General features: G+C 69.8%; 13 protein-coding genes. 8 read left to right on the forward strand and 5 right to left on the reverse strand.

Annotated features, from left to right (window positions below):
* Positions 1-213 precede the first annotated feature (213 nt).
* On the reverse strand, positions 214-2,394 hold the full coding sequence (locus tag PA27867_RS16075; RefSeq protein WP_066598050.1) for a DEAD/DEAH box helicase: 2,181 nt from the start codon (positions 2,392-2,394) through the stop codon (positions 214-216).
* Between the two features lie 308 nt (positions 2,395-2,702).
* On the opposite strand from PA27867_RS16075, the gene PA27867_RS16080 reads away from it, so the two are divergent.
* The 3 genes from PA27867_RS16080 (at position 2,703) to PA27867_RS20800 (ending at position 7,221) form a co-directional block, all read left to right on the forward strand.
* Positions 2,703-3,809: an FUSC family protein gene (locus PA27867_RS16080; protein ID WP_084021235.1), complete on the forward strand. Its 1,107-nt coding sequence runs from the start codon at positions 2,703-2,705 to the stop codon at positions 3,807-3,809.
* A 133-nt stretch (positions 3,810-3,942) separates the two neighbouring features.
* Positions 3,943-5,112: an alpha/beta hydrolase gene (locus tag PA27867_RS16085; protein WP_066598052.1), complete on the forward strand. Its 1,170-nt coding sequence runs from the start codon at positions 3,943-3,945 to the stop codon at positions 5,110-5,112.
* 309 nt (positions 5,113-5,421) lie between these two features.
* Positions 5,422-7,221: a M23 family metallopeptidase gene (locus PA27867_RS20800; RefSeq protein ID WP_157109266.1), complete on the forward strand. Its 1,800-nt coding sequence runs from the start codon at positions 5,422-5,424 to the stop codon at positions 7,219-7,221.
* 17 nt (positions 7,222-7,238) lie between these two features.
* Here PA27867_RS20800 and PA27867_RS16095 read toward each other — a convergent pair whose 3' ends face one another.
* On the reverse strand, positions 7,239-10,601 hold the full coding sequence (locus tag PA27867_RS16095) for an efflux RND transporter permease subunit (protein ID WP_066598054.1): 3,363 nt from the start codon (positions 10,599-10,601) through the stop codon (positions 7,239-7,241).
* 72 nt (positions 10,602-10,673) lie between these two features.
* Entirely contained in the window at positions 10,674-12,125 is a 1,452-nt protein-coding gene (locus tag PA27867_RS16100) for a PLP-dependent aminotransferase family protein (protein WP_066598055.1), read from the reverse strand.
* Positions 12,126-12,188: 63 nt separating this feature from the next.
* On the opposite strand from PA27867_RS16100, the gene PA27867_RS16105 reads away from it, so the two are divergent.
* A complete protein-coding gene (locus tag PA27867_RS16105; protein ID WP_066598056.1) occupies positions 12,189-12,800 on the forward strand; it encodes a YczE/YyaS/YitT family protein in 612 nt (203 codons plus the stop codon).
* A 30-nt stretch (positions 12,801-12,830) separates the two neighbouring features.
* Here the strand turns inward: PA27867_RS16105 and PA27867_RS16110 are convergent, their stop codons facing one another.
* Together PA27867_RS16110 and PA27867_RS16115 are read right to left on the reverse strand one after the other, a co-directional pair.
* Positions 12,831-13,586, reverse strand: a complete 756-nt coding sequence (locus tag PA27867_RS16110; RefSeq protein WP_066598057.1) for a MerR family transcriptional regulator — start codon at positions 13,584-13,586, stop codon at positions 12,831-12,833.
* Between the two features lie 151 nt (positions 13,587-13,737).
* Positions 13,738-14,946 (reverse strand): M20/M25/M40 family metallo-hydrolase, encoded by a 1,209-nt coding sequence (locus PA27867_RS16115; protein WP_084021239.1) that lies wholly within the window; start codon positions 14,944-14,946, stop codon positions 13,738-13,740.
* Positions 14,947-15,076: 130 nt separating this feature from the next.
* Here PA27867_RS16115 and PA27867_RS16120 point away from each other — a divergent pair, with 130 nt between their 5' ends.
* The 4 genes from PA27867_RS16120 to PA27867_RS16135 all read left to right on the forward strand — a co-directional run bounded on the left by PA27867_RS16120 (position 15,077) and on the right by PA27867_RS16135 (position 19,898).
* Positions 15,077-15,916, forward strand: a complete 840-nt coding sequence (locus PA27867_RS16120; RefSeq protein ID WP_420480678.1) for a CPBP family intramembrane glutamic endopeptidase — start codon at positions 15,077-15,079, stop codon at positions 15,914-15,916.
* Positions 15,917-16,061: 145 nt separating this feature from the next.
* Positions 16,062-16,937 carry a DUF4097 family beta strand repeat-containing protein gene (locus PA27867_RS16125; RefSeq protein WP_066598059.1) on the forward strand — a complete coding sequence of 292 codons (876 nt, stop codon included), beginning with the start codon at positions 16,062-16,064 and terminating at the stop codon, positions 16,935-16,937.
* Entirely contained in the window at positions 16,934-17,554 is a 621-nt protein-coding gene (locus tag PA27867_RS16130) for a PadR family transcriptional regulator (RefSeq protein ID WP_066598063.1), read from the forward strand. The genes PA27867_RS16125 and PA27867_RS16130 overlap by 4 nt, the downstream gene beginning before the upstream one ends.
* A gap of 190 nt (positions 17,555-17,744) precedes the next feature.
* Complete coding sequence (locus tag PA27867_RS16135; RefSeq protein ID WP_084021448.1) at positions 17,745-19,898, forward strand: APC family permease; 2,154 nt, start codon at positions 17,745-17,747, stop codon at positions 19,896-19,898.
* The last annotated feature ends 26 nt before the right edge of the window (positions 19,899-19,924 follow it).

A 19,924-nucleotide genomic window follows, 5' to 3' on the forward strand; every position in this document is an offset into this window, starting at 1 on the left:
AGATGATGCCCCACAGATATCCATGAGTCGTGTGCGCTGTCACAAACCCGAATTGTGAGGACGCACCCGAACCAGAAAACCGTACCGTATCCCGGTCGGCGACACGTGAAGGATATTGGCGGCCGGACCCGCCCCGTGGGCGCGACACGCCGGTTAACCAGCAGCAGGGCACCCCCCGAAACGGAGGGTGCCCTGCTGTCGTGTGCGGCGGTGTTACAGGTTCGCCAGAGCGGTGATCGACGCGTCACCCGGCGTGGCCGTGGTAAAGCTGGAGTCGATCTCGGCCCGGTCGAGCAGGTCTTCCATGCGACGACGACGCTGCTTGGGGATCAGCGTGACGACGGTACCGGACTTACCGGCGCGGCCGGTGCGGCCGGCGCGGTGCAGGTAGGTCTTGTACTCGTCGGGCATGTCGGCCTGGATGACCAGGTCGATGTCGTCCACGTGGATGCCGCGGGCGGCGACGTCCGTGGCGACCAGGACGTTGACCCGGCCGCTGGTGAGCATCTGCAGGTTGCGGGTACGGCGGGCCTGGTTCAGGTCGCCGTGCAGGCTGGTGGCCTTGACGCCGGCGTCTTCGAGCTGGTCGGCGAGCTGCTCAGCGTACGCACGGGTGCGGCTGAAGATGAGCGTCTTGCCCTGGCGGTCGACGAGCTGGCCGATGATGGAGGCCTTGTCGCGGTGCTCGATGAGGAGGACCTTGTGGTCGATCGTGCTGGAGGCCTGGTCTTCACCGGCGACCTCGTGCACGGCCGGGTTGGTCAGGAACTCCTTGACCAGCGAGGCGACACCCTTGTCGAGGGTGGCCGAGAACAGCAGACGCTGGCTGTTCTTCTTGGTCAGACGCAGGATGCGCTGAACCGGCTCGAGGAAGCCGAGGTCGCACATGTAGTCGGCCTCGTCGAGAACCGTGATGACAACCTCGGACAGGTCGAGACGACCCTGCTCGACGAGGTCCTCGATGCGGCCGGCGGTGCCGATGATGATGTCCACGCCGCGCTGGAGGGCGCTAACCTGGCGGTACTGCGGAACGCCGCCGTAGATCTGGGTGGTGAAGAGGCCGACGCTGCGTGCGATGGGCTGCACGGTGCGGTCGATCTGCAGGGCCAGCTCGCGGGTGGGGGCCAGGATGAGCGCGCGGGGCTTGCGGGCCATCTTGCGGTCCTTGGCGCCGTTGTTCTCCATGAGCTTCTCGATCATGGGGGCGGCGAACGCGATGGTCTTGCCGGAGCCGGTCTTGCCACGGCCGAGCACGTCGCGGCCGGCGAGCACATCGGGGATGGTCGCGGCCTGGATCGGGAACGGGCTCGGGGCGCCGAGCAGGGCGAGCTCGCGCACGATGTTGCCACCGAGGCCGAGGTCGCCGAATGTCACGCCGACAACATCCGCTGCGGTCGTGGCGATGGCCTCGAGGCGCTCGAGGACCACGTCGTCGCCGGCGGCGAACTTGGGCTTGGAGTCGCGGTCGGGGTAGAAGTTGCTGGAGTGGCCGCCGTCGTTCGAGCGGTCGTTGCGGGCCGCGCGGTCGTTGCTGTACGCGGGACGCTCGCCACGGGCCGGACGGTCGGTGCGGGCCGGGCGGTCGCCGTAGGACGGACGCTCGGTGCGGGCGGGACGGTCGTTGTTGTACGCCGGACGGTCGGTGCGCGGGGCACGGTCACCGTATGACGGACGCTCGCTGCGCTGGCCGCGGTCGCCGTAGGAGGGACGGTCGCCGCCACGGTCGCTGTTGTAGGCCGGACGGTCGGTGCGCGGGGCACGGTCACGGTAGGAGTGACGGTCGCCGCCGCGGGCGGGACGGTCGTTGTTGTACGCGGGACGGTCGGTGCGCGGGGCACGGTCGCCGTAGGACGGACGGTCGTTGTTGTACGACGGGCGATCGGTGCGCGGGGCACGGTCACCGTAGGACGGACGCTCGCTGCGCTGGCCGCGGTCGCCGTAGGAGGGACGGTCGCCGCCACGGTCGTTGCGGTCGTTGTTGTAGGCCGGACGATCGGTGCGCGGGGCACGGTCACCGTAGGAGGGACGGTCGCCGCCACGGGCGGGACGGTCGTTGTTACGGTCGTTGTTGTAAGCAGGACGATCCGTGCGCGGGGCGCGGTCGTTGTAGGCGGGACGCTCGGAGCGGCCGGCGGCCGGACGCTCGGTGCGGTTGCCGTAGGCCGGACGGTCGCCGTAGGCGGGACGGTCGGAGGAGGAGCGCTCACCGGAGCGCGCGGCGCGCTCGTCGGCGTTCCAGCGCTGCTTCTTGGGGGCGCCCTCGTCAGCGCGGTATCCGCGGTGTCCGGGGCTCTTGCTGCCACCCTTGGGTGCGCCCTTGGGGCCGCCCTTGGAGTAGCTCGGGTCGTAGTTCTTGGCTGCGCGGCCGACGGCCGGCTTCTTGCTAGTAGGCATAGAAGTATTCCTGGGTTGTGTTGAGTACATGGCAGAACAACGCCGCACAGCGACGCAACCTGAGAACCCGGGCAGTCTATGGCCGGGGCCGTTCACATACAGTGATTTTTCACCAGCGGATTACTGGGAAACCGGCCCATCCTGACTTACAAACCCATCCGCGCACACAATGAAACACGCGGTGTCAAGAGCCGACTTGTCTACGTTACCTGATCGAGTCCCAAAAGTCACGGATGACTTTGCCCGTCGCACGGTCTCGACCGTCGGCGCGATTCGGTGCGGAGGGCTCGATCGGGCACAATCGAGAAATGCTCTCTTCCGATCTGCCCCTGCGCGCGACGGGCTCCCGTGTCAAGACGGCGGTCTGGCAGCCTCGACTCCTTCAGGCCGCGAAGACCGCGGTGGCGGTGGCGATCGCCTGGAAGCTGGCCCCGTACATGCCGGGCGTCGCCAACGACTACCCCTATTACGCCCCGCTCGGTGTGATCGTGGCCAGCTTCCCCACCCTGATGGGGTCGATCAAGAACGCCGCGCAAACTCTGGCCGGGCTTGTGATCGGCATCGCGCTCGCGGCCGCGGTGATCATCTTCAGCGAACCCAGCGTGATCACCGTCTCCCTCGTGGTGGGCATCGGGATCCTCTTCGGCGGCATCCGGCAGCTCGGCGCCGGCCGGGACTATGTGCCGATCGCAGGGCTCTTCGTGCTGATCGTGGGCGGACCGAACGCGGATGGCTACTCGATCGGCTACGTGTCGCAGATGAGCTTGGGCATCGTGGTCGGATTGGCGGTCAACCTGCTGGTGGCGCCGCCGTTGCGGGTGACCGCCGCGGTGAAGGAACTGTCCCGGCTGCGGGGCGCGCTCGGGCGGCACCTCGAGTCGCTGGCGGATGCGCTCGACGCGAACTGGCCGCCCGAGGAGGGTGAGTGGTCCACGCAGGGGCAGACCCTGGCGAGCACGACGAAGGCGGTACGCCACGCGCTGGCCGAGGCCGACGAGAGCCGGCGGATCAACCCGAGGGCGCGCATCCGGCCGCATGACCTCAGCACCGACCACGACGACCTGGCGGCGCTCGAGAACGTGACCTTCTATGTGCGTGACCTCACCGACGTGCTGGCCGGAGCCGCCTGGGGAACGCCGGTGCCGGTGGACCTGCCGGCCGCGCTGCGCCCGCCGTTGAGCGCGGCCGTGCGGGCGACGGCCGCTGTGGTGATCGAATGGGACACCGGCTCCACGAGCCTCGACACCCTGCACACGGCAGAAGAGGCGGTGGCCGCCGTGACACAGGCCGTGCACGACCACCGGGAGCTGGGCGCCGACGCCGTGGTGGCGGCCAGTGCGGCCGCTCTGGACCTCACGAGGATGCTGGCGGCCCTGAGCCCGGGCATCGTGCGGGACGCGCCCGCTCCGGCCTGAGCACACCCGCGGGGACCTGCCCCGGCAGCCCGCGACGCGCCCGGGCCGGGGCGGGCACGCGGGCCGATTAGCAGGGCCGCGCGGACCGATCTATTCTCGGGAGTACCCGCACCCAGCGCATTCAGGAGCATCCGTGAGCACCGGTCGCCGCACCATCGGACTAGGCTCCCGACGCTTCATCATTCTCTCCGTCGCGCTCGTGGGCGGGATGGCCGTCGTGGCGGCGGCGTTGCTCGGCGGATTCCACTGGAACCTGCGCCCGGTGGCGCCCGCACAGGCCGGCGGCACGGCCAGCGAGGTCGACACCACGGCCGTCGTGGGCATCCGCACCTTCGTGGCCCCCGGCGACGCCGTGATCGACGAGGACGTGGTCTATGCCACCGAACCGGACGGCACCCAGCTCACCCTCGATGTCTGCTCACCGCCAGCAGCCGTCGATCCGGTGACGGCCAGCGATGCGCCTACGGCCACCGGGGATGGGGACGCCGCGAACGCGGATGCTGCCACGGACGCCGGCGCGGATGCAGCTACGGGGACGGCGGATGCCGGCTCCGAGGTCTCGGCGGGCACCGATCCGAGCGCGTCGACGGAGGCTCCCGCCGAACCGGCCCTGCTGCCGGCTGTGCTGTCGATCCACGGCGGCAGTTGGGCCCGCGGCGACAAGGCCAACAGCGACTGGCGCAATGTGTGCGAATGGCTCGCAGCCGAAGGCTTCGTGGGCTTCTCCGTCAACTATCGCCTCGTGCCCGCGGTCTCCTTCCCCGCGGCCATCGACGACCTGGGCCGGGCTGTCGAGTGGATGCGCGCGAACGCCGGCAGTTACGGCGTGGACCCCGACCGGATCGGGGCCTTCGGCGGCTCGGCCGGCGGCAATCTCGCGGCGCTGCTCGGCGCCCGGGGCCGTGGGTCGCTCACCGAAGGGGCTCGGGTCGCGGCCGTCGCCGAGCTCTCCGGGCCCGTCGACCTCAGCTACGAGGGCATTGTCGTGTCCGGTGGCTCGTCGGGCCTCGAGCGGATCGTGCTCGACTACCTCGACTGCGCGTCGCTGCTGGATTGCCCCGCCGCGAGGGACGCCTCGGCCGTCAGATCGTTGGACCGCACGGACCCGCCGGTGTTCATCGGCAGCAGCACCGAGGAGTTCATCCCGCTGAGCCAGTCCACCGGCTTCGCTGCCGACCTCGATGCCCTCGGGATCGCCAACCAGCTCGTCACCGTTCCCGGGAGCCTGCACTCCATCGGCATTCTCGATGCCGGCATGCGGGCCGAAGTGGCCGCGTTCCTGCACAGATACCTCGGTACCTGACCGCCGCTCAGGCTTCGCTGCGCCTCGTACGGCTGGGCGCGCCGGTTATAGCGGGCGCGGGCGCCGAGAGGGGGCGCGGTGAGCGTCGCGGGTGAGGGCTCGCGCGGTTGCGGATGCGAAGCGGGTCACGAGGTCTCGACAAGCTCGACCGACGTTCGTGCCGGGTTCCGCAGAAAGGGTCACTAGGTCTCGACAAGCTCGACCGACGTGCGGGGCGGGGTCGTAGCGGAGGTTGTGGGGCGGTGCGATACTGGCGCCACTTGCCGGTAGACCGGCCACCCCTCTACCGCTCCGGGATTGCGAAACGGCATGGATTTGACGTCGAACGGTCGTGACAAGCGTCGTGCCAGGCGTGCCCGCCGGCCACGCGCCGTCGCCCTCGGAAGTGTTCTGACCTTCGTCGTGCTCGTGCTCAGTGCGGCCGCACCGCTCTCGGCCAACGCCGCGCTCGCTCCCGGGGCGCCGCGGGGAGCCGTCTCGGCCACGGCAGCCGATCACACGCCGGAGGCGTCCACGTCGGCAGCGACACCGATGCCGACAGACTCACCCACACCGACTCCGACAATGACGCCCACACCAACACCAACACCAACACCCACACCCACACCCACACCCACACCCACGCCGACTCCAACCACAACTCCCACGCCCGATTCGCCGGCACCCAGCGAGACTCCCACCCCGTCGCCGCCGACAGAAACCCCTGATCCGCCGGATCCGGGCGGAACGCCGACCCCAACGCCGACGCCGACGCCGAACCCCACCCCCACTCCCTCGACAGCGCCCGGCGAGCCGGGCCCGCCCGGGACCCCGCCGGACCCGTCGACCACGGAAGTTCCCGACCCGGACGGGACGGGAATCGAACCCGGCGCCCCCGTCACCCCGGAGCCGGCCCCCGGCGACAGCACACCGCCCGCCCCCGGGACGCCCACGGGGAGCGCCGGCGACCCCCAGGCATCCGCCGGTGAGTCCGGCCGCGGAACGGAGAACGGCGCCCCGGCCGGACCTCCCGCCTCGAGGGCGCCGCGGGCATCCGGTCTCCCCCAGTCGAGCTCCGCCGAACGCCCGCCGTCGCGGGACTATTCTCGCGCCGCCGCGGCCGTCGCGACCGCGGAGGGAGCCAGGGCCGCCGCCCAGGTCGCCTATGACACCGCCAGACTCGACCTGGCCGCAACGGTGGCCGACCATGCATCCGCGTCGACCCGCCTCGAGGAGGTGCGGGCCCTGGCCGAGGCGGCGTCAACCCAGTCCGCGATCTCTTCCCGGGCCCTGGCCACGCTGGTGCGGGCGACCGTGCAGCAGGGCACAGACACCACCACACTGGATGCCCTGCTCGGCGACCAAGGTTCCGCCGAGCTGCTGTCCCGGCTGGGGATCGTGGACCGGATCTCGGAGTTGACGGGCAGTCTCGGCGAGCTGCGGCAGCGGGTGGAACAGGATCAACAGCGGGCCGCACGGCTCGAGGCGGACTACGAGGTCGCCCAGGCCGCCACCCAGAATTTCCCCTTGGCCGACAAGCAGGCCGCGCTCGCGACGGCGGAGGTCGCTCTCGGCCAGGCGACCGCCGCCCTCGCGGCCGCCACGAGTGGAGCGCAGACCGCGCTGGCCGAATCGGGCTCGGCCGCGGCGCTGCGCTCGAGCGCGGCATCCAGTGAGCTCGCCGGTATCGCAGGCGCGCGCTTGAGCGGGCAGGGCTGGGCGACGCCGGCGGCAGGCGGCGTCACCGATGGCTTCGGACCACGCCCCACCCTGCCGTTGCCCGGTGTCGAAGCGTTCCATTCAGGCGTCGACCTGGGCGCCGAGTGCGGGTCGCCCGTCTTCGCGGCCAGCGCCGGAATCGTCGCCCAGACCGGCCAACTGGGCACCTACGGTAATTGGGTGCTGATCGACCACGGTGAGGGCGTCGCCACCGGCTACGCCCACATTCGGGACGGCGAGACCCTGGTGAGCGTCGGCGATGCGGTCACGGCCGGCCAGGTGATCGCCGGGGTGGGCAGCACCGGCGCGTCAACGGGGTGCCATCTGCACATCGAGGTGCGGATCGATGGCACGCCGATCGACCCGCAGCCGTTCTTCGCCGCCCGCGGGATCACCCTCGGCACGGACTGATCAGCGCCGGGGACCGGTCAGCGCGTGGCGCGGCGCAGCCGGCGGTTCTCGCGCCCGCCCTCGACGACCAGGTAGAGCACGGGCAGCACCACCAGGGTCAGCACCGTCGACGACACCAATCCGCCGATGACCACGAGCGCCAGCGGCTGCGAGATGAAGCCGCCGTGACCGGTGAGCCCGACCGCCATCGGCAACAGCGCGAAGATCGTGGCCAGAGCCGTCATGAGAATCGGGCGCAACCGCCGTGAGGCACCGTGCACCAGGGCGTCGAAGACACTCTGGCCCCGTCGCCGGTACTGGTTGACCAGGTCCACGAGCACAATGGCGTTGGTGACGACAATACCGATGAGCATCAGCACCCCGATGAGGGAGGCCACGCCGAGCGGGATGCCGGTGATGACCTGCAGGGCGATCGCTCCCGTGGCCGCGAACGGCACCGACACGAGCAGCAGCAGGGGCTGCAGCAGTGAGCGGAAGGTGGCGACCATGACGATGTAGACGATCAGGATGGCGACGAGCATCGCGATTCCGAGCTGCTGGAAGGCATCCGTCTGGTCGGCCGAGACGCCACCGATTGTCGCGGATGCGCCGGTGGGCAGGTCGGTGTCGGTCAGCGCGGTCGACACCTCGGCCGTGGCGGTGCCCAGGTCGTCGCTGTTCGGTGTGGCCGAGATCGTGGCGGTGCGCAGCCCCTTGGTCGTGGTGAGGGTGGACGGACCGTCGACCTGCTCGACGGTGGCGAGGGTGTCGAGGGCGACGGGCCCGGCCAGCGTGGGGATCTGCAGCGCCGCGAGATCGGCCGTCGTGGCCGGGGAGGTGGCGGACTGCAGGTAGACCGAGAGGGTGGCTTCGTCGATCACGATCGAGCCGATCGTGCTCGGCTGCATCGCCTGGGACACCAGCGTGCCGAGGGCGAGTTCACTGAGCCCCGCCGCGGCCGCGGCCGTGCGGTCGATGGTGACCGCCACATAGGGGCGGGAGGCGGCGAGGTTGCTGCTGACCTGGGTGACGGAACCGAGGTCCCCGACGGCGGCGAGGATGTCGTCGGAGGCGGTCTGCAGATCGGCGCCGGACGCCGCGGTGATGTCGATCTCGATGTCGGACGAGCCGCCGAAGCCGGAACCGGCGGACACCGTGACCTCACCGGCGTTGTCGAGGTCGTCGAGCTGGGTGCGCACCTCGGCCTGCACGGCGTCGGAATCGGCGGAATCGTCGGTGGTGACGGAGTAGGTGACGGTGCTCGACGACGAGCCGCCGCCGGCGAAGGCCGCGAACGCGCTGCCGCCGCCGATCGACACCTGCACGATGCTCACGCCCTCGACCCCGCGGATGGCGTCCTCGACGGCCGTGGACGCGGAGTCCTGCGCCGCGAGGCTGGTGCCCACCGGGAGTTCCTGGGTCACCTGGAAGGTGGACTGGCCGGTGGAGCCGAGGAAGTTGACCTTCATGAACGGCAGCAGCGCGACGGTGCCGACCAGCACGAGAGCGGCGAGCAGCAGCGTGCTGACGTAGTGCCGCAGGGTCCAGCGGATGATCGGCAGGTAGCCCTTCTGCAGGCGGCTGGGCTGTTCGCGCGCATCGCGTTCGTCGAAGCCGTCGGCATCGGGGGCGGCGTGCCGGTTGCGGGGCAGGACGGCCGTGGCGGTGGTCACGGTGCCGGTGGCGACCGAGGCCAGGGTGGCGGGTGCGGCCGGGGTCGGTGCGGCGCCGGCCGGGGTGGCGGGATCCGTCACGGCGGCATCCGTCACGACGACGGCCGGACCGGTGACGGGAGAATCCGCACCGGTGGAGTCTGTGCCGAGCGTGCCGGCGACGGCGGGCTCGGTGACGGGCGCGGCGGTGACGGACGACTCGGCAGCGAGTGTCTCAGCAACGGCGGCGGGCTTCGGTGCACGGAGGAACCAGTACGCCAGCACCGGGACGATCGTGAGCGCGACGAGCAGCGACGCGAGCAGCGCGATCGTGACGGTGAGCGCGAACGGGCGGAAGAGCTCGCCCGTGGACCCGCCCACGAAGGAGATCGGCAGGAACACCGTGACCGTGGTGATGGTCGACGCAGTGATGGCGCCGGCCACCTCGCGGACGGCGCGCACGATCGTGTCCGCTCGGTCGGCACCCCAGACCAGATGCCGCTTGATGTTCTCGATCACCACGATGGAGTCGTCGACGACCCGGCCGATGGCGATGGTGAGCGCACCGAGGGTGAGGATGTTGAGCGAGTAGCCCACCGCCTGCAGCCCGATGAAGGTGATCAGCACCGAGGTGGGGATGGAGATGGCGGTGACGAGGGTGGCGCGCACCGACAGCAGGAACACCAGGATCACCAGGACGGCGAAGACCAGGCCGAGGATTCCTTCCTGGGTGAGCGCGTCGATGGACTCCTGGATGAACGGGGCCTGGTCGAACACGACGGTCATGCTGGTGCCGGGAACGGCGTCTTCGAGCTGCGGCAGGATGGCGCGCACGGCCGTGGACACGTCGACCGTGTTGGCGGCCGGCACCTTGGTGACCGAGATGGTGAGGGCGGGCTCGCCGTTGACCCGGGAGATGCTGGTGACGGGGTTGTCCTGCACGGCGACCGCGGCGACGTCGCCGATGGTCACCGGTGCCGCCGCCGCGGTGGGGCGGGCGGTGGGATCCGCGGCGCCGATCAGAGGGAGGGCGGCGATGTCGTCGGCCGAGCCGAGCTTGGTCCCCGCCTGAACGGAGAGGGTCTGGTCGCCCTCGGTGAGCGAACCGGCCGGGATGAGCGAGCCGTTCTGCTGCAGGGCGTCGCGGATGGCGGCGGTGGTGAGGCCGCGCGCGGTCAGCTGCGCGGCATCCGGCGTGATGGTGACGCGCTGGCCGATGTCACCGACGAGAGTGGCGTCGCGCACCCCGTCGACGTCGCGGATGTCACCGAGCACGCTGCGGGTGAGCTGGTCGGCGACGGTGTCGGCGTCGCCGCCGGACACGGCCAGCGACAGCACCGGGAAGTCATCGATGGTGCCGCTGATCACCTGCGGGTCGAGGTCCTCGGGCAGCGTGGTCTTGATGCGGTTGATGGCCTGGCTGATCTTGGATTCGGCCTTGACGAGGTCGGTGCCGTAGGTGAACGTGGCGTTGACCAGCGAGGAGTTCGTACTGCTCGTCGTGGACGTGGACTCGAGGCCCTCGATGCCCTGGATCGCCCGCTCGATAGGCGTGGAGACGTCGTCGTTGACGACCTCGGGCGAGGCCCCCGGGTAGCTTGTGGAGACCAGCAGCGTGGGCAGCTGCAGGGAGGGGATCAGCTCCTGCTTGAGGCTGGTGAGGGCCAGGCTGCCGAAAATCGCCGCGACGATGGTGATGAGCGCGATGAGCGCCCGGTTCTTCATACTCAAGACCGAGAGAAAATACACCCGATCAGTATCTCATCGAGCGCGCGCAGACCCCCGGCAGGCGGGGCCGCAGAAGTGACGGTCTCGTTACGGTTACACGACGTCGGCGAGGTAGCCTGTGTCGGGCAGCGGATGCCGCAGCAGCGACTCCCAGGCCAGCGCCAGGGCATCCAGGGCCCGGGGCATGTCGTCGGGGCCGTAGCAGAAGGGGATGCGCAGGAACCTCTCGAAGGCCCCGTCGATGCCGAAGCGCGGGCCGGCCGGCAACAGCAGGCCCTGGGCGCGGGCGGCGAGCGCCAGCTGCGAGCTCACCGGGCGGCCGAGGTTGACCCAGAGGGTGATGCCACCGTCGACCGCGGGCACCTGCCATTCCGGGAACCGCTGGGCCAGGCCCTCGGTGAGCCGGTCCCGGCCGGCGCGGAGAAGCAGGCGCCGGGACTCGAGGATGTCGGGCAGTTGTTCGATCAGCCGGGTCACGATGAGCTGCTCGAGCACCGGGGTGCCGAGGTCGTTGGCCAGGCGGGCCGCGGCCAGCTTGCGGATGAGGCCGGGGTCGGCCCGGATCCAGCCGACCCGCAGCCCGCCCCAGACGGACTTGCCGACCGATCCGACAGTGACGGCGAGGTCGGGCCGGGCGGCATCCGCCGAGGCGGCGAACGGGCCGAAGTCGCCCACCCGGTCGATGTCCAGTTCGCCGATGGTCTCGTCGCTGATCAGCAGGGTGCCCTGGCGGGCCGCGGCGGCCAGCACCCGTTCGCGCTGGGCGACTGGCATGGTCTGCCCGGTGGGGTTCTGGAAGTCGGGCATGAGGTAGCCGAGCACCGGGTTGCTGCGCTCCAGGGTCTGCAGCAGGGCGGCCTCGTCCCAGCCCGGGTCGGCGCCGGGCAGCGCGGCCGTGACCGACACGGGCATCAGGCGGCCGCCGGCCGCGCGAAGGGCCTCATAGGCGTGCGGGTAGGTGGGCGTCTCGATGAGCACCCGGTCGCCGCGGTTCACCAGCACCCGGGCCAGCAGGGCGATGGCGTGCTGCGCCCCGACGGTGACCATGATCTGGTCGGGTTCGGTCGGCAGGCCCCGTGCGCGGTACCGCTCCGCGATGGCCTGCCGGAGTTCGGGCAGTCCCACCGGGTCGAAGCCGGATCCGCCGAGGTGCCGGGGCAGGTCGGCCGCGGCGAGCGCGGCGACCTCGGCGAGGCCGGGCCAGGCCGGCAGGACTGCCTGGCCGAGGTCGAGCACCGGGTGCTGCGACGGCGTATCCGTCGGCTCGGGCGCACCGGGAAGGCGGGTCACGCTGCCCGAGCCCTGCACGCTGTGCAGGTACCCGGCGCTGCGCAACTGGCCGTAGGCCGCGGTGACGGTGGTGCGGCTGAGCCCGAGCCGGGTGCCAAGGTCGCGTTCGGCGGGCAGCCGGCTGTCGGTGGGGATGCGGCCGTCGAGGGTGAGCAGGCGGATGCGGTCGGCCAGTGCCCGGTAGGCGGTACCGTTGGTGCGCCACTCCCCCAACAGGGTTTCGAGGGCGCGAGCGGTCAGCTGATTCGGCGACATAAGGCCACTCTAGGCAGATTGGCTACTTGATTCCAAGCCTTTCACGCAATTGGATTGGTGCTTATGACACGTCGCTTGATTCAGCTCCTCATTGGCCTCTTCCTGTATGGAATCGGCATCGCGTTGATTGTGCGCGGAGCGATTGGCGTGGCGCCGTGGGATGTGCTGACCCAGGGCATCGACTCCCACACGCACCTGGGCTTCGGGGTGGTGACCACCATCATCAGCGGCTGCGTGCTGCTGCTCTGGATTCCGCTGCGCCAGAAGCCGGGGGTGGGAACCATCGCCAACGCGCTCCTGGTGGGGCCCGCGGCGGACGTGGGGCTCTGGCTCATTCCCGCCGACCTGGCCCTCTGGGTGCGAGTGCTGCTCTTCGCCGCCGGACTGGTGCTTCTGGCGGTCGCCTCGGGCATCTACATCGGGGCGAGCCTGGGGCCCGGCCCGCGTGACGGCCTGATGACGGGCCTGCACGCCCGCACCGGCTGGCCGATCTGGGCGGTGCGCACCGGCATCGAGGGCTCGGTGCTGGCCATCGGATGGCTACTCGGCGGCAACGTGGGGCTGGGCACCGTGGCGTTCGCGCTCTTGGTGGGTCCGCTCTGCCAGTGGACACTGCCCCTGTTCGCCCGGCGGCCCGTTCGCGAGAGCGGCGAAGTGGTCGCCTCCGCCGCCTGAGCCGACCATTCGACCGCTTTCGCGAGAGCACTAGAGGTGCTCGGCCGCGTAGACGGTGAGGGCGTCGCGCACGAAGGCGGCGCCGATGGGGCCGCCGTAGTTCGCCGCGAACCTGTCGTCGGCGACGTACATCTCGCCCAGTCCGCGCACGTAGTCCGCCGCTGGATGCCCATCGATCCGGGGCAGACCCGGGATGGATCCGAGCCACTCCACCTGGCGACGGGCCAGGAGCTGCGCCTCGTCGCCGGCCGGGTCGAGCCCCCGGGTGGCGGCGTCCGCCCAGTCGGCCTGCAGGGCGCCGGATGCGGCCTGCCATTCGGCGCGCTCGGCGGGGGTCTTGGAGCGCCACCAGGCGTCGCCCGTGGCGTAGGCGTCCCGGCCCCAGCGCTCCTCGACCTCCTTCTTATAGTGGGTGTGGTCGAAGCCGTCGAACATTGTCTCTGCCATGAGGGGTCCCTCTCCTTCCAATGCGGTGATCGTGCTGTGCACCGACCGAATCTGACGCTGCAGGCGCGCTTGCTCCTGCTCGAGCCAACCGAGGTGCGCGCGCAGGGCCGCTCCCTCATCGACCTCGCGGTCGAGGACCTCGCGGATCGCCGGGAGGCCGAGACCGAGCTCCCGCAGCAGCAGGATGCGCTGCAACCTGACGAGCGCCCTCTCGTCGTAGTAGCGGTAGCCGTTGCTCCCGATCCGGCTGGGCGGCAGCAGCCCCTCGGCGCCGTAGTGGCGCAGGGTGCGGCTGGTGGTTCCCGCGAGGCGGGCGATGTCCTGGATCGAGTAGTCCACGAGTCCTCGCTCCCTCCCCCAGCGGGGCGGCGGATGAGCCGCAACGTCCGGGTCGTGTGGTGCACAGTGCCGGGCGGGCTGCCCAACACGTTCGACGGTAATTCTTGACGTTACGTCAAGGTCAAGGCCGTGCCGCGCGGATTCTTCCGAGTCAGGCGCAGATCGAGACGATGGTTGCCTCCAACACCTCGGCTACCTGGTGGATGGAGCGCTCGGTCGCCCACTCCGCCGTCGCGTGCGCCCCGCCGCCGTCGACGCCGAAGAGCAGGCACGGGATGCCCGCCGCGAGCACCAGGGCCGCATCGGTCCAGAAGGGCTCGCCGCGCTGTACGACCGGGTGCCCGAGAACCCGCTCGGCCTGTTCGGCCAGCTCCAGCACGATCGGCCAGTCGGGATCGGCCTCGAAGGCCGCTCGGGCCACCAGCCGGGTGAGGGTGTAGCCGAAGTCGGGGGTGCCCTGCGCCAGGTGGTCCAGCAGGCGGCGCAGCTCCGCCTCGACCGCGTCCGGCGTCTCGCTGGGGAGCGTGCGCCGCTCGATCGTCAGGGTGCAGGACGGGGCGACCGTGGCCGCATCCGTGCCGCCGGCGATGACGGCCACCCGCACCGTGCCGTGGCCGAGCAGCGGATGCGGGGGTTTCTGCTCGAGCCCGGTGCGGAGGTCGTCGAGGGCGCGCAGCACCAGGCCGGCGTGCCGGATGGCGTCGACGCCCTGCTCCGGCATCGAGCCGTGTGCCGCGCGGCCGTGCAGGGTGAGGTCGAACCAGGCGAAGCCCCGGTGGCAGACGGTGAGGCTGAGTTCGCTGGGCTCGACCACGACGGCCGAGTCGGCACTGAAACGCCGGAGCACCTCCTCGGTGCCGGAGCTGCCGAACTCCTCGTCGGCGACCAGGGTCACGAGCACGTCGCCGGCCAGCGGCGTGAGCGTGGCCCGCTGCGCGGCGACGAGCACGGCGGCCAGGCCGCCCTTGGTGTCGAACGCACCGCGGCCGTGCAGCCGGCCGGAGTGCCGTTCGCCCGCAAAAGGATCACCCTCGTAGCCATCGACGCCGACGGTGTCGAGGTGGGCGTTGAGCATCAGCGACCGGCCGCCGCCGGTGCCGCGTTTGATGCCCACGATGGAGGGCCGCCCGACGCTTTCCTCCAGACGGTGCACCTCGAACCCCCGGGTCGCAAGCCATTCGGAGCACCAAGCGGCAATCTCCGTCTCACCGGCGCCGCCCGGAGCAAGGTCGGGGTTGACCGAGTCGATCGTGATGAGGCGGGCGGCCAGCGCGACCGGATCGAGGTGGCCGTTGGCGGCAGGCTCGAGCGTGCTGTGCCGACCGGTGTCGACGGGACCGGGCTCGGTGGGGGTCGCCATCTACCGAACCTACTGCCGGATGGCCGCTCCCGGGAGGGACGGACGTCCCATCGCCCGTCCCTCAGCACCCCCGCGGGGTGGACGGGGGGGGACTGTTTACCGGGAGGGGGATGTCCGCCAGACTTGTTGGATGGGAGATGAAGCGACCGTGACCGCGCGGATGATGCCGGGGCGGGCATCCGGCCGGGCGTTGGTGCGGGTGCTGGCGGCGGCGCTCGTGTCGGTGTCGGCGGTGCTCCTGTTCGGGCTGCGGCTGCCCCTGCCCGGCTACGCGGCACTGGCGGCGGCGCTGCTTGTGGCGTTCCTGGCGGACCGCGCGCTCTTTCGGGACCTGGCCCTGATTGCCGTGGGGCTGCTCATCATCAGCACGATCTCGGTCGAGGCGAACATCAGCTACCCCAACATGGCGTTGATGGGGGTGGTGCTCTCTGCCGCCGTCTTCGTGCCGTACCTGATTTCCCGGCGGCTGCTCGGCGACCGGGAGGTGTGGTTCCCGATCCGCACCGGGCAGCGTTGGACCACCCTGGAGCGCTGGTATCTCGTGGGTGTGCTGCTGCTGGGCTACCTGATCCTGCCCACCTATTTCATCCGCTCGGGCGCCTACCTCAACTGGCCGGGCATCAGCGCTCCCGACGAACTCGGCCGGCTCTTCGTGGGTGTGGGCTTCGTGGGTATCTGGGACGAACTGTTCTTCATCTGCCTGGTTTTCGCCCTGCTCAGGCGGCACTTCTCCTTCTGGACAGCGAACCTCTTGCAGATGGTGATCTTCGTGTCATTCCTCTGGGAGCTCGGCTACCGCAGTTGGGGGCCGCTGCTGACGATCCCGTTCGCGCTGCTGCAGGGCTACACCTTCTCCATCACGAAGTCGCTCACCTACGTGGTGTGCGTGCACCTGCTCTTCGACCTGGTGGTGTTCCTGGTTCTGGTGCACGCCCACAACCGGGACTGGCTCGCGGTCTTCCTGTACTGACCCCGGTCCGCGGATGCCCGCACGGCTGCCTGCCCGGCCTTCCTGTACCGACCCTTCGGGTTTGCCGAGAGGGCATTGCGGTCGGCGCACACGCGATATATCTTGAGATTCAACTAGACGCGATATATCGCGAAGGAGAATAGTCATGACGCAGGAAAAGTGGTTGGTCGCCCCGGGGCAGACCAAAATCATCGACGTGGAGCTCGTGCGCTCACTCAAGGTCAGCCTCATCGGCGGCAAGATCGACGTGATCGGCAGCGATGAGCCCGGCGCGCGCATCGAGGTGCACAGCGTGACCGGCAAGGACCTCAAGGTCTCCGTCGTGGGCGATGCCCTCGAGATCGATCACCCCCAGCTTCGCTGGGACAACTTCATCGACGTGTTCGCGTCCTTCCGCGGCAGCGCGAAGGCCGAGGTGAGCGTCACCGTTCCTCGCGACGTGGCACTGAAGTTCGGCGTGGTCACGGCGGATGCGCTCGTCACCGGGCTCCGCAACGATGCCAAGCTCAGCACGGTCTCCGGCGACCTCGTCATCGACGACATCACGGGCGACCTCGAGCTCAACGGTGTGAACGGCGAGATGTCGGTGCGCAACCACACGGGCAACATCTTCGCGCACACGGTCTCCGGCGACATCACCGCGAGCGGGACCATCCGCCGGTTCACGGTCGACGGGGTCACCAGCGCGATCTTCCTCGACATCGAGGGCACCCCCGACGAGATCTCGACCAACCTGGTCAGCGGCAACCTCACCGTGCGCTTGGCCGCGGAGGTGCCCACCCGGTACAAGATCAACACCGTTTCGGGCACTCTGCAGCTGGACGACCAGACCATCCGGGGCACCCTGGGCAAGGGCTATGAGGGCAGCACCGGGCAGCTCGACGGCGCCTGGTTGGATCTGCGCGCGAACTCGGTCTCCGGCAACATCTCCGTCGTGCGTCGGCATAACGTCGACGTCGCCGACACTGGTGGTGCTGCGGGCGAAGCCGCCGGTGCGACCGGCGAAGGAGCCTGGTCATGACCCCGATATTCGCCCACGGCAGCCTGCGCCTGTACCTGCTCAGCCTGCTGGCCGAGCGTCCGCGGCACGGCTACGAGCTGATCCAGGCGCTGAGCGACCGCTTCGGCGGCACCTACAGCCCCAGTGCCGGCACGATCTACCCGCGCCTGGCCAAGCTCGAAGAAGAAGGCCTGGTGACCAAGACCGCCGGCGACCGCAAGACTGTCTACGAGATCACCGACGCCGGTCGAGCCGAACTGGCCGCCCGCGCCGACGATCTGCAGAACATCGAGGACGAGGTGACCGACTCGGTGCGTCGTCTGGCCGACGAGGTGCGCACCGGCGTCACCGAGGCCATGAAGAGCCTGCGCGCCGACCTGGCCAGCGCGGCCCGGCAGGCCAAGGCCGAGCACGCTCGCGCCGAGCACACCAAGCCCACTCCGGATGCCCGCCCGGCCGGCGACGCCAACCGGGCCCTCCGCGAGGCCGACATGGTGCTGAACGACTTCCGGCAGCAGTTGCGCGCCGATCTGCGCACCCAGGCCTACCGTTCCACCATGCCGGCGGACACCGTGCCTGAATTGCGCCGACAGCTCGACGCCGTGCGCGCGAGCATCCTCGACTCGCTGAAACGGTGACCTGCACGACGACGGGGAGACTCCGCGCCCACTGAGGGCCCGAAGTCTCCCCGTCTGCCGCCGATCTACTCGCCCATCAGCACGAACACCAGGACGCCCTGCGCCCGAGGTTGCTGCTAAAACGCCCGGGGCAACCTGGGTATTCCCCGGCAACTTGACAGTGGGGTGCATCGGAGTAGTGTCGTCCCTCGTGACTCCAGAGGGGAACCCCCCAGCACCAGAAGCCCGATCACCGAAACGGTGGATAATCGGCGAACCGCTCCCCAGCGAACACCTGGACGGGCAGCTGCTTCCGAAGCACCTGGCGCTCCCGATTTTCGCCAGTGACCCGCTCTCCAGCGTCGCGTACGCGCCGCAGGAACTGCTCATGATCCTCACCCTCGGCGGGCTGGCCTTCCTGAGCTTCGCGCCCTGGGTTGCCGCCGTGGTCGTGCTCCTCCTCGTGGTGGTCGTGGCCTCCTACCGCCAGCTCATCAAGGCCTACCCGAACGGCGGCGGCGACTACGAAGTCGCGTCGAAGAACCTCGGCGAAAAGGCCGGCCTCGTCGTCGCATCCGCTCTGCTCGTGGACTACGTGATGACCGTGGTGGTCTCGGTGGCCAGCGGCGTGGACAACATCATCTCGGCGCTGCCGGGGCTCGCGCCCTTCCGGGTGGAGCTGGCCGTGATCTTCGTGATCCTGCTCGCCGCGGTGAACCTGCGCGGTGTGGCCGAATCCAGCAAGGCCTTCGCGCTGCCCACCTACCTGTTCATCGGCAGCGTGCTGCTCATGATCGTGGTGGGCCTGGGCCGGGTGGCGCTGGGCGACGCACCGGTGGCCGAGTCGGCCGGGTTCGACGTGCAGGCACACAACCTGGCGCAGACGGCGTTCATCCTGCTGTTGCTGCGCTCGTTCGCCAGCGGATGTAGCGCCCTGACCGGCGTGGAGGCCATCGCCAACGGCGTGCCGGCCTTCAAGCGCCCCAAGATCAAGAACGCCCAGATCACCCTGACCCTCATGGGCGCCATCGCGATCACGCTGTTCGTGGGCCTCACCGCGCTGGCGCTGTTCTCCAAGGTGCACTACGCGGAGAACCCCTGCGACCTGATCGGCTGGGCCGAGTGTGCCACCGAGCCGCAGCGCAGCCTGATCGCGCAGATCGCGGCGGCCACCTTCGGCAACAACTCGCTGATGTTCTTCGTGCTGCAGGGCGCCACGGCCATGGTGTTGTTGCTGGCCGCGAACACAGCGTTCAACGGGTTCCCGCTGCTGGGTAGCGTGCTGGCCCGCGACTCCTACGCGCCGAAGTCGCTGAGCACCCGCGGCGACCGCCTGATCTACTCGAACGGTGTGGTGCTGCTCGCGCTGGCCGCGATCGTGATCATCGTGGTCTACCAGGCCAACCTCACGGTGCTGATCCAGCTCTACATCATCGGTGTATTCGTGTCGTTCACGATCGGGCAGACGGGCATGGTCAAGCACTGGCTCACCCTGCTCAAGACCGATCCGCCCAACCGGGGTTCGATCATCCGGAGCCTGTCGATCAACGGTTTCGGCGCCCTGCTCACCGGTGTGGTGCTGATCGTCGTGACGATCACCAAGTTCACCCACGGCGCGTGGCTGGTGTTCCTGATGATGCCCATTCTGTTCATGCTGATGCTGGGCGTGAACCGGTACTACCGCGACGTCGCCAAGGAGGTCGAGGTCGACCCGATCACGACGTTCGGCTCGCAGGGCGACCACGCCATCGTTCTCGTCGGCAAGATGCAGAAGCCCGTGCTCAAGGCCCTGGACTACGCCATCGCGGCGCGCCACGTGAGCCTCGAAGCCGTGCACGTGTCGATCGACGAGGAGGAGACCGAGAACCTCATCATCGACTGGGCCAAGCAGAACATCCAGGTTCCGCTGAACATCGTCGCGTCGCCGTACCGCGACATCAGCTGGCCGCTGATCTGTTACATCAAGGACCGCCGCGAGGAATACGGCTCTGAGGTCGTCACCGTGTACACGCCGATCTACATCGTCGGACACTGGTGGGAGTCGTTGCTGCACAACCACAAGGCCCGTCGCCTGCGCCAGAAGCTGATGCTCGTGCACGGCGTGACCATCGCGCTCGTGCCGTGGCTGCTGGACTCGTCCGAGCTCATCTACGGACGCCGGTCCCGGCCGATCCCCGGCCAGGAACGCCGTGGCGAGCCCGTGCGGTCGCACCCGATCCCGCGGAAGCCCCTCGAGCCGGTGGCGGTCGACACGACCAGTGTCACGGTGTCCCAGGCACCGACCGGGCCGAAGTCGAGCCCGGCCAGCCCGCCGATGAAGCCGCGCGCGCGGCCGGTGAATCCGAACCGGCGCAAGCGCAAGTAGCGCGCCGCCGTAGGCACGAACGCCGT

The sequence above is a fragment of the Cryobacterium arcticum genome (assembly GCF_001679725.1).
Classification (GTDB): domain Bacteria; phylum Actinomycetota; class Actinomycetes; order Actinomycetales; family Microbacteriaceae; genus Cryobacterium; species Cryobacterium arcticum_A.